At 57.1% G+C, this 13477-nt stretch carries 14 protein-coding genes and 2 tRNA genes; 2 read left to right on the top strand and 14 right to left on the bottom strand.

Translation table 11 applies throughout. The annotated features are described in order from the left end of the window. Positions 1-36: 36 nt before the first annotated feature. From ACTZWX_RS01545 to dapA, 5 genes are read right to left on the bottom strand one after another with little or no spacing between them, the layout of a single operon-like run. A complete protein-coding gene (locus tag ACTZWX_RS01545) occupies positions 37-1044 on the bottom strand; it encodes an NAD-dependent epimerase (RefSeq protein ID WP_444712442.1) in 1008 nt (335 codons plus the stop codon). 50 nt (positions 1045-1094) lie between these two features. After that, complete coding sequence (locus tag ACTZWX_RS01540; protein WP_444712441.1) at positions 1095-1829, bottom strand: TIGR04219 family outer membrane beta-barrel protein; 735 nt, start codon at positions 1827-1829, stop codon at positions 1095-1097. Between the two features lie 30 nt (positions 1830-1859). Continuing rightward, positions 1860-2573 (bottom strand): phosphoribosylaminoimidazolesuccinocarboxamide synthase, encoded by a 714-nt coding sequence (gene purC, locus ACTZWX_RS01535; protein WP_444712440.1) that lies wholly within the window; start codon positions 2571-2573, stop codon positions 1860-1862. Between the two features lie 44 nt (positions 2574-2617). Further along, entirely contained in the window at positions 2618-3712 is a 1095-nt protein-coding gene (bamC, locus tag ACTZWX_RS01530) for an outer membrane protein assembly factor BamC (protein ID WP_444712439.1), read from the bottom strand. Between the two features lie 34 nt (positions 3713-3746). Then, complete coding sequence (gene dapA, locus ACTZWX_RS01525; protein WP_138436384.1) at positions 3747-4625, bottom strand: 4-hydroxy-tetrahydrodipicolinate synthase; 879 nt, start codon at positions 4623-4625, stop codon at positions 3747-3749. A gap of 74 nt (positions 4626-4699) precedes the next feature. Between dapA and ACTZWX_RS01520 the strand changes: the two genes are divergently transcribed. Beyond that, positions 4700-5167, top strand: a complete 468-nt coding sequence (locus ACTZWX_RS01520; protein WP_444712438.1) for a peroxiredoxin — start codon at positions 4700-4702, stop codon at positions 5165-5167. Between the two features lies 1 nt (position 5168). Here the strand turns inward: ACTZWX_RS01520 and ACTZWX_RS01515 are convergent, their stop codons facing one another. Both ACTZWX_RS01515 and ACTZWX_RS01510 read right to left on the bottom strand, forming a co-directional pair. Then, positions 5169-6245 (bottom strand): AI-2E family transporter, encoded by a 1077-nt coding sequence (locus ACTZWX_RS01515; RefSeq protein ID WP_444712437.1) that lies wholly within the window; start codon positions 6243-6245, stop codon positions 5169-5171. Positions 6246-6261: 16 nt separating this feature from the next. Beyond that, on the bottom strand, positions 6262-6489 hold the full coding sequence (locus tag ACTZWX_RS01510) for a sulfurtransferase TusA family protein (RefSeq protein WP_058089598.1): 228 nt from the start codon (positions 6487-6489) through the stop codon (positions 6262-6264). Positions 6490-6645: 156 nt separating this feature from the next. Between ACTZWX_RS01510 and ACTZWX_RS01505 the strand changes: the two genes are divergently transcribed. Further along, positions 6646-8115 carry a M48 family metalloprotease gene (locus ACTZWX_RS01505; RefSeq protein WP_444712436.1) on the top strand — a complete coding sequence of 490 codons (1470 nt, stop codon included), beginning with the start codon at positions 6646-6648 and terminating at the stop codon, positions 8113-8115. 9 nt (positions 8116-8124) lie between these two features. Here the strand turns inward: ACTZWX_RS01505 and nadA are convergent, their stop codons facing one another. From nadA to tolA, 7 genes are all read right to left on the bottom strand, one after another. Next, positions 8125-9186, bottom strand: a complete 1062-nt coding sequence (gene nadA / locus ACTZWX_RS01500) for a quinolinate synthase NadA (protein ID WP_444712435.1) — start codon at positions 9184-9186, stop codon at positions 8125-8127. A 193-nt stretch (positions 9187-9379) separates the two neighbouring features. Next, positions 9380-9455, bottom strand: a tRNA-Lys gene (locus tag ACTZWX_RS01495). A gap of 61 nt (positions 9456-9516) precedes the next feature. Continuing rightward, positions 9517-9592, bottom strand: a tRNA-Lys gene (locus ACTZWX_RS01490). A gap of 118 nt (positions 9593-9710) precedes the next feature. Continuing rightward, entirely contained in the window at positions 9711-10481 is a 771-nt protein-coding gene (gene ybgF / locus ACTZWX_RS01485; RefSeq protein WP_444712434.1) for a tol-pal system protein YbgF, read from the bottom strand. Positions 10482-10506: 25 nt separating this feature from the next. Beyond that, positions 10507-11076: a peptidoglycan-associated lipoprotein Pal gene (gene pal / locus ACTZWX_RS01480; RefSeq protein WP_444712433.1), complete on the bottom strand. Its 570-nt coding sequence runs from the start codon at positions 11074-11076 to the stop codon at positions 10507-10509. 45 nt (positions 11077-11121) lie between these two features. Further along, on the bottom strand, positions 11122-12450 hold the full coding sequence (tolB, locus tag ACTZWX_RS01475) for a Tol-Pal system beta propeller repeat protein TolB (protein ID WP_444712432.1): 1329 nt from the start codon (positions 12448-12450) through the stop codon (positions 11122-11124). Positions 12451-12455: 5 nt separating this feature from the next. Continuing rightward, positions 12456-13436 carry a cell envelope integrity protein TolA gene (tolA, locus tag ACTZWX_RS01470; protein WP_444712838.1) on the bottom strand — a complete coding sequence of 327 codons (981 nt, stop codon included), beginning with the start codon at positions 13434-13436 and terminating at the stop codon, positions 12456-12458. Positions 13437-13477 lie beyond the last annotated feature (41 nt).

Here is a 13477-nt window from a genome sequence, read left to right as displayed (position 1 = left end):
GCGCTGGCTGTTTTTCTTCTGACGCTAACCCGGCTTTTACACCTTGTAGAAATCCCGATACCAATCCACAAAGTTGGCGATACCCTCTTCCACCGTGGTGTCGGGTTTGTAGCCTACGTCTGTGATCAAATCGTCAACATTAGCATAGGTTGCCGGCACGTCTCCCGGCTGCAGTGGCAGCAGATTCTTCTCCGCTTTCTTGCCCACACGCTCTTCAATGATTTCAATGAAGCGGGACAGCTCCACCGGGTTGTTACTGCCGATGTTGTAGATGCGGTAAGGGCCTTTGCCGGTGCCAGGGTCCGGCTTCTCGCCAGACCAGTCCGGGTTGGGTTCTGCCACATGGTCCAGGGTACGGATAACACCCTCAACGATGTCATCGATGTAGGTGAAATCGCGGCGGTGATGGCCATGGTTGAACACATCAATCGGCTCGCCCGCCAGGATCTTTTTGGTAAAGATAAACAGCGCCATGTCTGGGCGACCCCACGGGCCGTAAACAGTAAAGAACCGCAGGCCGGTCGTCGGCAGGTTGTACAGGTGGCTGTAGGTGTGCGCCATCAGCTCGTTGGCTTTCTTGGACGCCGCGTACAGGCTGAGCGGATGGTCCACGTTGTCATGCACGGAGAACGGCATGGTCTCGTTGGCGCCGTATACCGAACTGCTCGACGCATACACAAGGTGTTTTACATCGTTGTGGCGACAGCCTTCGAGAATGTTCATAAAGCCAACCAGGTTGGCGTCCACGTAAGCGTGGGGATTCTCGAGGGAATAACGGACTCCGGCCTGGGCGGCCAGATGCACGACCCGCTCCGGCTTATGCTCACGGAACAGCGCTTCCATGGCGGCCCGGTCGGCCACATCCTGGCGAATTTCCGTGAATCCGGGCTTGTTAACCAGCCGGGCGAGACGCGCCTCTTTGAGGTTGACGTCGTAATAGTCGTTAACGTTGTCTACGCCGATCACTTCATCGCCGCGATCCAGCAGCCGGTGGGCCAGATGGGAGCCGATAAAGCCGGCGGTTCCGGTAACGAGGATTTTCAAGATCTGTTCTCCATGAAAAATGGCGCCCGGAGGCGCCTTTTAATGCTTGCTCAGAATCTGAGGCCAGCGCTGACAAACGGGCCACTCAGCTCAATGTCCAGGTTGTCGTCGCCATCGTCATAATCGAGAGAGATCTGCCGATAGCCTGCCCGCAACTGCAACAGGGACATTTCATACTGGCCATACACGTTGAAGTCGTAGACCGAATCGCCATCATAGGCGATGGCGTTGGCGTCGCCACCTACAGATACCCCGGTGAAAGGAAGGTCAAAACGGGCAGCGGCGTATACCAGGGGTAACACGGCGTCGGCTTTGGTTTCAGAGAATTGGCTGCTCTCGTCACTGTTCAGAACAAGCAACTCTCCGGAGAAATCCCGAACGGTCAGGCCAAGATCCAGATTCACCCAGTTGTCTAAAATCTCGTAGTACAAAGTGACGTCCAGCTGTTCCAGCTCGAGCTCGGAGCTAACATTAGCTGTGGCGTCCACATCGCCAAAACCGGAATCCAACTGCCCGTTACCACTCTGCTTGGTACGAGTATAAGCCAGCCGTACGTTCGGCAATACCGGAACCGGGTGCTCAAAATACGCAGTAAGATTGGCGTTGGAATCGCTGCTGAGGTTCAGATCCCGCTCAAGGTCGACACGATCGTTGCCTTTGGAAGCCTCACCGGAATAGTCTGCATCCCAGTAGCCAACGGTGGCGCCTACGCCGAGAACATCAGCGGAGACCGCCGGAGCCGCGACCAACATGGACGCGCCCATTGCCATCATCAGTTTACGCATATTACACCCGTTTATTGTCGGTTTTTGTATTCAGTCGAACTGGATACCCAGTCGACGCCCTACTTCCTCGTAGGTTTCGATCACTTCACCAAGGCCCTGGCGGAAGCGGTCTTTATCCATTTTCTTACGGGTTTCCTTATCCCAGATACGACAGCCATCCGGGCTGAATTCATCGCCCAGAACGATCTGGCCTTCGCTGCGACCAAACTCCAGCTTGTAATCCACCAGCAGCATACCGGCGTCATCAAACAGGGCTTTGAGTACGTCATTCACCTTGTAGGTAAGCTCCTTCATGCGCGCCAGTTCTTCAGCGCTGGCCCAACCAAAGCTGACCGCCAGTGACTCGTTCACCATGGGATCGTGCAGGGCATCGTTCTTCAGAAACAGTTCGAACGTGGGCGGGTTCAGCTCCTGGCCTTCTTCCACGCCCAGGCGGCGGCAAAGACTGCCGGCGGAGATATTACGAACCACGCACTCGACCGGAATCATGTCCAGTTTCTTGACCAGGGATTCGGTGTTAGACAGCAGGGCTTCAAAATGCGTGGGCACACCAGCCGCTTCGAGCTTGTCCATGATGAAGGCATTGAACTTGTTGTTCACCATGCCCTTACGGTTCAGCTGTTCTTTCTTCTCGCCATCAAAGGCGGAGGTGTCATCCCGGAACACCAGTACAAAACGGTTCGGGTCGTCAGTGCGGAATACCGATTTGGCTTTGCCCGCGTATAGCTCTTCGCGCTTTTCCATTTAGATCTCCAGAATCGAACAGCGGCCTTGCCGGCCGCCCCGAATCAATACAGGTGTTCAAATAGTTGTGTGAGCAGGTCTGACGCGCTGAACTCACCAGTATAGCTGTCCAGCCTCTCAGCTGTGACAAACAGGGCGTCTTCACGCTGCTCAATGTTCACGGTATGGGTGTGGCGGGGTTCAGCCTTATTGCTGAACCAGGAGAACCAGCCCGGGGTGCGTTCGTCTTCGGTACGGAAGTCCACGTGGAACCAACGCTCACTCCGGTTAAGGTCCTGGATGTCTGCGCCAATCTCCTCAAGGGAACGGTTCACTTCCGCCCAGGTGCGACCGAAATCAAGCTCAACGCGCACAGCGACCGCCTGCTCATCTTCAGAAAGCAACCTCACCAGGGGCTGGGCAACCATACCGGATGCCGCCCGGGAGAAAGACTTGCTGTCTTCACGCTGCTTCATGAATTCACCAAGCTCAGCCAACAGCGCTTCTTTCCTGCCCTGGGCACGGGTGTCGGATTCCTGATCCGACTGCCAGGCAACAAGCCCGTCAGGCGCATCTTCAAGCTCCAGAACCCGTAGCCGGATTTCGGTGGTCTTGCGTCGAATGCCCGGTGCCAGTCGCATCTGCAAAAGCACCCGGGGCTCCTGAGCGACCGGGTCATCAGCCAGCCCCAGCATGTCACGGCTGCGCTTGCTGAAGTTGGCCAGTTCACTCTGGAGGATACCCAACTGGGGGTTATCGTAAGCCACGCCAAGGCCGGCATCGTTCATCCAGGCACTGGCAACCGGCCACAAGCGGCCGGGCACTTCGTTGACCAGAAGCCAGACACGACCATCCAGCTCCTCGATCACGTAGTTCTGATCCAGAATTTCCGAGGTCATGTCCGGTGGGCGCGGGATCGAAGACGGAAACAGCCGGCGTGAATCATCCGTATTGATGCTCCGAACCGGCATGATCTGGCTCAACCTGGAATCGTCTGCACCCTCGGGTACGTTGATTGGTTCGCCTTCCGGCGCGTGAACGTATCGCTGGGAACGATCTTCCAGGATGCCACACCCAACCAGGGTGCTGGCCAACAGGAGCCCGGCTAACGGCCGGAACAGGAATGTCTTGGTGTTACGGGCTCTTCCAGGAACCTGCATCGAGTTACTCCGGTATAACGGGAATCGGTTGGCCTCAGAGAACACCTGAGGCCTTAAGTGCGTCTTCCACCTCGGCGTGGAACTTCTCGCTCAGCGGCGTCAGCGGCAGGCGAATGCCCTCACCGATCATCCCCATGCGATGCAGTGCCCATTTAACCGGAATCGGGTTGGCTTCCAGGAACAGCTTGCGGTTCAGCGGCATGAGCAGGTCATTCAAACGACGAGTCTCGGCTTCGTCACCTTTGATCGCCGCCTCACACAACTGTGACATGGCTTTGGGTGCCACGTTTGCGGTGACAGACACGTTGCCTTTGGCGCCGGCCAGCATCAGGTCTGCTGCGGTCGCATCATCACCGGAGTAGACCGCCAGGCGGCCGTCCAGGGCTTCGATCAGCTCGGCACCGCGGGGAATGTTGCCGGTAGCGTCTTTGATCGCCACGATATTGGGGATATCCGCCAGGCGAAGCACGGTTTCATTCAGCATGTCGCATGCGGTGCGGCCAGGCACGTTGTAAAGCATCTGACTCATGCCCGGCACGGCCTCGGCAATGGCCTTGAAGTGCTGGTAGAGGCCTTCCTGGGTCGGCTTGTTGTAGTAAGGCACCACCAGCAGGCAGGCGTCCGCCCCCAGTTTGTGGGCTTCGGACGTCAGTTCAATGGCTTCCCTTGTACTATTACCACCGGTGCCGGCGATAACAGGAATCCGGCCATCGACCCGTTTTATGATGTGGCCGATAACCCGACAATGCTCCTCGGGGTCCAGCGTTGCGGATTCGCCGGTGGTACCCACAGCAACGATGCCGTGCGTGCCGTTTTCAATATGAAAGTCCACCAGCTTGTCAAGATCCTCCCAGTGAATGTCACCGTTTGGATGCATGGGCGTGACCAGCGCGACAAGGCTACCCGTAATCATAAAAACTCCGTCCGAATAAAAGCGATATGGTAATGTTGGGCTCGAACTGACACAAGGGAATTAAAGGAGATGTCATGTCATCCGTAACATTGAACCAACCCGTGCCCGGTTTTGAAGCCGAGGCGACCGACGATCAGATTATCAGACTGGCCGACCTCCGGGGTAAAAACGTCGTCATCTACTGCTACCCGAAGGACAACACACCCGGATGTACCACCGAAGGCCAGGATTTCCGGGACAGGATGCCTCAGTTCAGCGAGCTTGATACCGAAATCTTTGGTGTATCCAGAGACGGGCTCAAGGCTCACGCCAATTTCCGGAGTAAGCATCAGTTCCCGTTCCACCTGATCTCGGACAAAGACGAGGCCCTGTGCAAGCTGTTTAATGTGATCAAACTGAAAAAACTGTACGGCAAGGAGCACCTGGGTATCGAGCGTAGTACCTTCCTGATCGACAAGGAAGGCATCCTGAGACGGGAGTGGCGTGGCGTTAAGGTAAATGGCCACGCCGACGAGGTACTGGCAGCCGTCAAGGCACTCTGACCTACTCTGATACCGCCGGTGAGGGCTCGGATTCCTTCACCGGCCAGGCAGCAAACACCGCCTTGAGCATGGTAGCCAGCGGAATCGCAAAGAACACGCCCCACAACCCCCAGATACCGCCGAAGAACAGAACCGCCACGATAATGGCAACCGGGTGCAGGTTGTTAACCTCCGAGAACAGGATAGGCACCAACACGTTGCCGTCCAGCGCCTGAATAATGCCATAAGCGACCATCACCCAGATGAAGTGGGAACCCCAACCAAACGCAAACAGGGCGATCACCGCCACCGGAATGGTGACCACCGCAGCGCCGATGTAGGGAATCACCACGCTCAAGCCTACCAGCAATGACAGCAATGCTGCGTAGGGCATACCCAGAAGCTTGAAGGCGGCGTATGTAACTGTGCCAACGATCAGAATCTCAACTGCCTTGCCCCGGACGTAATTCGCGCACTGGAGATTCACCTCATGCCAGATGCGAATCATCATCGGGCGTTGGGGAGGCAGCATCCGGCCGATGGAAGCGACCAGCACACGTCGGTCTTTCATGAAAAAGAACACCAGTATCGGCACCAGTACCATGTAGATCAGCAGTGCCACCAGGTCTGGAATGCTTGATAGAGAGAACGAGACCAGTACCTGGGTCATATGAGCGACCTCTGCCGATACCTGGCGGTATATGGTGTCTACCGCCTCCATGGAGATCAGGTGGGGATACTCTTCGGGCAGAAGCTCTAGATAGGATTGAAGCTCGCGTATGATCCGGGGCGCTTCACCTGCCAGGTTACTCAACTGTGTCCAGATCAATGGCAACAGTCCGAAGATAAATCCGACCAGAACACCCAGGAACACCACAAACACACCGATGATTGCCACCAGCTCTGGCACGCCCATTTTATGCAGCTTGGCAACCAGGCCCTGAAGGATAAACGCGATAATCAACGACGCGATCGCTGGTGCCAGCATGGCGCCGAACAGAATGACAAAAACCGTACCGGTAACCAGAAGCAGAAACAGAATCACTGCTTCTTCATCAGAAAAATACTTGTGGGCTAGACCGCGCAGAATTCTGACCATGAACAACTCCGGAAGATTAACCGCCGCACTTTATCACGAAACGGAATTCGCCGTGATGCTCTGACTGGCTGACCAAAGTATGAGAAGACATTCCAAGCCAGGCCGGGATATCCCGGGCAGAGCCCGAATCCGTTGCAATCACTTCAAGCTCTTGCCCGGCATTCATGGCGTTGAGTTCCAGCTTGGTTTTGAGAAGTGGCATCGGGCAACGCAGCCCGGAGGCATCCAGAATTCGATCAGCCATGTTAAGCGAACACCATTACCATTTATCCAATAATCGAGCAGGCATTATGCCGGGGGTGTTACCCTATTGCATCTCAAGTCTTCGTAATACAGACAAGAACTTTCCGGGCTATGCTGATGTCAAAGTGGCAAATCCCCACGGGTGTGACTGAAATCCATGAATCGAACTGATCGCCAGAATCCTGTCTGCCGTTTCCTGACCGCGTTTGCTCTGGCAATCCCCCTGCTGCTCTCCGGCGGGTTCAGCCATGCCCAGGAATCCAGCCTGCCCAGCATAGGCGGTAGCGCTGGCCTCATTTCCGGCCAGCAGGAAGCGGAAATCGGCCAGCAAGTGATGGCCTCTATCCGGCGCTCCGCACCCCAGATACAAGACCCGCTGATATACGACTACCTGCACGCCATTACCTACAAACTGGTGCCGTCTGCCCCGCTGGATAACCGCGAACTGAAGCTGGTCCTGATCGACAGCCCTGCCCTCAACGCCTTTGCCGTGCCAGGCGGCATCGTGGGGGTGAACGGCGGCCTGTTTCTGAACGCTGCAACGGAACAGCAGTTTGCCTCAGTCATGGCCCACGAATTGGCGCACCTGAGCCAGCGCCACTTTGCCCGCCGCATGGAACAACAGGAAACCAGCGCACCGCTGACACTGGCCGGGATGATCGCCGGTATCGTGCTGTCCGCGGTAACCCAATCCGATATTGGCATTGCCGCCATCGCCGGCACTCAGGCCCTGTCAATCCAGAACATGCTGGCCTACAGCCGGGCCCATGAACAGGAGGCCGACCGGGTGGGCATGGAGATTCTGGCCAACGCCGGCCTCGACCCGCGCGGCATGCCGGAAATGTTCGAAATCATGATGAGACAGAACCGGTTACAGGGTAATCAGATGCCCGAGTACCTGTCGACCCACCCATTAACCCAGAACCGGGTCGCCGACAGCCGTAACCGGGCGGAGCAGTATCCCGACGAACGCATCCGGGATGGCCAGGAGTATCATCTGGTTCGTAGCCGCCTGCATGTGCGTTACGCCTCGTCGGCGCAACTGGCAGTCGAGACGTTTGAGGATTACCTGGCAAGGGATGACGCCAAACGCAACGACGCCATTCGCTACGGGCTGGCCGTGGCCTATCAGCGCAACCAGCAATACCAAAAGGCCGAGCGCATACTGCGGAAACTTCTGGACAGCAGCCCGGGCAGAATCACCTTTCAGGTGACCCTGGCCGACGTGATGCTGGACCAGAAACGTTATGAAGACGCACGGACATTGCTGCGGCAGGCGTTATCCCGAAACCCGCGCAACTACCCCATCACCTGGACACTCGCGGAAATCGAGATTGCCGACGGAAATGGGGATACCGCCGCCGGCTTGCTGCGGGACCTGGCCCGGCGCCTGCCGGAACGGGAACAGATCTGGTTACGACTCGCCGAAGCCGAGGGCATGGCCAGGAATATCGTGGGTGTGCACCGCGCACGGGCAGAATACTATGCCCTAATGGGGGACTTGCAATCCGCCCAACGCCAGTTGCGCCAGGCCCAGGAAAAGCTGCCCGCCGGGTCTGCCGAACGGCAGGTAGTCAACGAACGCCTGAACGACATTACTGACAGGCTGCAAGCCCGGCGAGGCTAACGGGGATGGTCAGGCGTTTCCGGCAGCTTTCAGGTTCATGTTAGCGGTGAAATCCAGCATCCGGCGCAGCGGGCGCAATGCGTCTTCACGCAGGGCCGGGTCAACCAGTACTTCCTGATCGCCCCGCTCCAGCACCGCAAGCAGGTTCTCAAGGCCGTTCATGGCCATCCAGGGGCAGTGGGCGCAACTGCGGCAGGTAGCGCCGTTACCCGCCGTGGGAGCTTCGATCAGCGTCTTGTTGGGCGCTAGCTGCTGCATCTTGTAGAAAATACCGTTATCCGTGGCCACGATGAATTCTTCATTGGGCAGCGTCTGGACCGCGTGAATCAGCTGGGAGGTTGAGCCAACCACATCGGCCATCTCCACCACCGCATCCGGTGATTCCGGATGCACCAGCACGGCGGCATCAGGGTACAGTGCCTTGAGATCTTCCAGACCCCGATGCTTGAACTCTTCGTGCACAATGCAGGAACCGTCCCACAATAAGACGTCAGCGCCGGTGGTCTTCTGAACGTAGTGGCCCAGGTGCTTGTCCGGAGCCCACAGGATCTTCTCGCCCCTGGCATCCAGGTGCTCAACAATGGCCTGAGCGCAACTGGAGGTCACCACCCAGTCCGCCCTCGCCTTTACGGCCGCAGAAGTGTTCGCGTACACCACCACCGTCCGGTCCGAATGCTGATCGCAGAAAGCGGAAAACTCATCCGCTGGGCAGCCAATATCGAGGGAGCAGGTAGCCTCCAGCGTGGGCATCAGCACCCGCTTCTCGGGATTCAGAATCTTGGCCGTTTCACCCATGAAACGGACACCAGCCACCACCACCGTAGACGCAGGATGCTGGTTGCCAAACCGGGCCATTTCCAGGGAATCGGCAACGCAGCCGCCGGTTTCCTCAGCAAGACGCTGGATGTCCGGATCTGTGTAGTAATGGGCCACGAGCACAGCATCCTTCTCTTTGAGGGTCGCCTTGATGCGTGCCTCAAGCTCAGCTTTCTCGCTGGCACTCAGGGCCTTTGGCTCCGCTTCGTGTGCCAGATGTTCCTGAACAAGGATACGGTCTTGCGCTCGTGTCATTTCTGGATCTCTGAAGTTACTGTTACCGCGAGAGTATATCACTTCCGGGCGTGTTTTCATGGGGCTGTAACATAGCCTCTCGGGCACCCGGAAAATGATTACGCCCATATTGACCAGATGGGTTCTTGAAGCCAAAAAAAAAGAGCCCTGGGGGCTCTTTTTTCCACAAAACCCGGCGTCGGGCTTTGTTATTTGGTGGGTCGTGAAGGATTCGAACCTTCGACCAATTGGTTAAAAGCCAACTGCTCTACCAACTGAGCTAACGACCCATAACTGGTTGCCGGCGCTTGCCCGGCGAATGAAGGCACTCAAGACCACCATTCCGCAATTTGGTGGGTCGTGAAGGATTCGAACCTTCGACCAATTGGTTAAAAGCCAACTGCTCTACCAACTGAGCTAACGACCCAAACGAGGCGCACATATTACTGATATTTTTTTGCTGATCAACCCCTTTTTACGGGAATTCCCAACTTTTTTCCGGGACAGATCAACAAGCAGACAAGCGGTTCAATCTGTGATCAGAGTCACGCCTTCTCGAGGTATTTCCGAGCCAGATCCGCAGCACCCGTATTCGGATAATTATCCACCACACTCTGCATACGGCGTTTAGCTTCGTCTTTTTCACCCATCCGATCCAACGTCACTCCAAGCTTGTAAACCGCGTCAGGCGCTTTACGGTGATCACTGAAACGGGTAGCAACAATGGTAAATGCCTGCTTGGCCTGCTCAAGACGAGGCTCAGCCAGGTACACCTCACCCAACCAGTAATAGGCATTGACGGTAAGATCCCCTTCCGGATACTCGTCGATAAACTCGTACAGCCGGCTGATGGCGGTATCAAAGTCTTTCTTGTTCCGGATCAAGTCAATAATCCCGTTATAGGTTTTCTGCTCATCCGCATCTGGGGATCGATAAACCCTGGCCGGCGTTAGCTGCCCACCCTGACCGGACCCGGCTGCACTGCTTGATTCCCGGGTTTCTTCAGCCTTGCGCTCAGCAGCCTTGGAGAGATCCAGTATACGCTGGTCCAGATCAACGTATCGATCCCTACTTTGCTGTTGCAGGCGACTGATCTGATGCTTCTGCTCCTCCACCTGCCCTTGCAGCCTGCGCACATCGCTCTGGAGTTGCTGGATCATGAAGAACAGTTCAGCCGTAGCCTGATTGTTACCCGACTTACGCTGGGCTTCGGAGGCATTATTCTGAAATGCGGGTGCAGACGACTGTGCCTGACTGGCACCCGCCAGGCCAAGGCCCAGCGGGAGCAGCACTGTCGCCATGAGCAATTTTCTCATGGGACCTTCCGATCATTGACTTCGATTACTGAAACACCAGCTCAACGCGACGGTTCTGTGCCCAGGCACTTTCGGACGAACCACGAACAGCCGGCTTCTCTTCACCATAGCTTACGGTTTCGATCTGGCCACGGGAAGCACCATTAACAATCAGGAAGCGCTGAACCGCATTGGCGCGGCGCTCACCCAGGGCAAGGTTGTATTCCTTGGTACCACGCTCATCGGCATGACCTTCAAGACGCACATTCTGGCGTGGATTGTTGGCCAGGAACTGGGCGTGAGCAACCAGCACGTCGCGGGCTTCCTGCTTGATCTCGGAGGTATCGAAATCGAAGTAGAACGTAGTGATGTTACGCAGTGCTTCCTGCTCAGCCTGTTGGCGCGCGGCCTGACGCTCTCCTTCGCTCAGACGAGAGGAAGAAACGCCATCACCATCGGCGCCGCCATAAACGATGGAGCCGCCGTCCTGATCAATAGCGGCCACATCAGAGCCATAAGCACCATCTTCCATAGTATCGCCGGTGGAGCTACAACCAGCTACCAGGCCCACGGACAACAACATCGCAAACGCTTTAGTCTGTACTGACAGTTTCATGTGTGCACTTCCTTATCGTGATTGGTTTATTGGACAACAATGTGTTCAGCGAACGATAGGGCCCCAGGCGGGCTCACGGACATCACCGTCTGACGCCGGCAGGCTGTAAGCCGCCCCGCCATTCGCCGAGACGACCGTGAGCACGCTGGTACCGTTTTGCTGTGTGGCATAAATCAACAAACGTCCGTTTGGTGAAACGCTCGGTGATTCATCCGATTCGGTTCGGGTAATGACAGATTCCTCCCCGTTTTTCAGATTCGTGCGGGCGATATGGAACGCCCTTTCCCTTTGATGCACGTAATACACATACTCACCTCTGGCATCCGGTCTTGGCCGGGCGTTGTATCGGCTGCCAAAAGTAATGCGCCTTGGTTCGGCACCCGCTCTTTCCATATGGTAGATCTGGGGGCCGCCTGAACGGTCTGACGTGAAATAAATTCCCCGGCCGGTGTGATCCCAGGCACCCTCGGTGTCGATGGCCCAATGGTTGGTCATCCGGGTCAGGTTGCCGGAGGCAATATCAAGCCGGTAGATCTCTGCGTTACCGTCTTTGGACAGAGTCAGCAGCATGGATTTGCCATCCGGCGACCAGGCGGGTGCCGAGTTCAGACCAGGAAAATCCGCCACCTTCCTACGGTTTCCACTGGCCAGTTCATGGACAAACACCACAGGCTTGCCGGTTTCAAAAGAAACATAGGCCAGCTGCTTGCCGTCCGGAGACCAGGCGGGAGACAGAATGGGCTCGCGGCTTTCAAGGCGGATTCTTGAGCGCTTTCCGTCTACATCGCTTACGTGCAGACGATAGCGGGCGTTATCGCCGTCTCCGGTCACCGTGACATAGGCAAGCTTGGTCGAGAACACCCCCGGATCCCCGGTAATAGCCTCGTACACCCGGTCACTGATGTGATGGGCGAGAGTTCGAACGTTGCTGGCCGGGGCACCGGCTGTTTCACCCAGGATGCGCTCTTCCCGATTAACATCAAACAGTTCGTATCTGGCTTCAATACGGTCGCCTGAACGGTTGAGTTGCCCCACCAGAACATAGCGCTGCCCCAGCAGGCGCCAGTCCCGGAAATACACCTCCGAGCGCTGTGAAGGCAGGCTCAGCATTCGGGAGGGCTCAAGCGGACGAAACTCGCCGCTCATGGTCAGGTCTGCCTGCACAATACTGCTTACCTTGTCGCCAGCGGGCATCGCACCGCTTTCGGCAAATGGCACCACCGAGATCGGTATGGCGGAATCAGCGCCTTCCGTGATGCGGATCAGCAGCTCTGCCCTCGCCTGACTGGCAAGCAGCATGAGAACAACCAATGCTGCCAGCGCCGTGGTAAAGGGAAATCCCTGACGATATGAGTCATGTGCGTTCAATGTCATAGGCCTCACCGCAACCGTTGCGGATTGAATTCAATAGTAAACTGACGGAAATAACGCTCAAACGTATCCCGATCTGACGGAATCGGGTACCGACTCAAAGACCGGACTGCACCCAATGCCGAGTTATCAAATGCCGTATTCCCGCTACTGCTGACCAGACGGGCGTTCACCAGTTCCCCGGTGGGCAGCAGGGTTATCTGAACCCTGGCCGTCATATCTTCCGTGGCTGACGACGGCGGATACCAGGCCTGGCTCAAACGCTCACGTATAAGCGCCTGGTACTTCTCGCTTTCTGACAGCATTTGCGCTTCACGGGCGCGGGCGGCAGCGGCTTCCTGCTGGCGCCGGGCTTCCGCTTCCCGCTCTCGGCGGGATTCTTCGGCCAGGGCTTCGAGTTGCTGCTCTCTCAATCGGCGCTCGGCTTCCTGGCGTTTGCGTTCTGCTTCCTGCCGGGCAGCCTCCTCCTGACGTTTACGTTCCGCTTCTTCCTGCCGGCGACGTTCTTCCTGGCGACGCTTCTCTTCCTCGGCTTTGCGCTTTGCCTCTTCCTGACGCTTGCGTTCCTCTTCAGCACGCCGGCGCTCACGCTCTTTGGCCTCTGCCTCAGCTTTCTGGCGCGCAGCCTCCTGTTCCCGCGCCTGCTGCTCGGCCCGTTCACGAGCCTGAGCTTCCTGGCGCTTGCGCTCTTCTTCCCGCTGCCGCGCCTGTTCCTGAGCCTGCCGTTCGGCTTCCCGCCGGGCCTGCTCTTCCTGCTGACGACGGCGCTCTGCTTCCTGCTGCTGGCGCTCACGCTCCTGTTGCTGACGACGCTCCTGTTCGCGATCTCGCTGATCCTGCTCATCCACCACCGGGCTCGGCCGGGGTTCCGGGCTGACCAGCCGCGCAGAGATGGTTCTGGGCTCCGGCTCAGATATCGGCGATGTCCAGGACCAGCCCGCCAGCGCAATCCCGACAATCAGCAGGTGTAATGCCACAGACATTACCACTGGCGATTTCAGGGGCGCCGTATCGGTACTGATGGTTTCCC

This window comes from Marinobacter sp. NSM (assembly GCF_052380025.1).
Lineage (GTDB): Bacteria > Pseudomonadota > Gammaproteobacteria > Pseudomonadales > Oleiphilaceae > Marinobacter.
The sequence above is the reverse complement of the archived record's forward strand: the minus strand, read 5'-3'. Positions and strand labels throughout refer to the sequence as shown.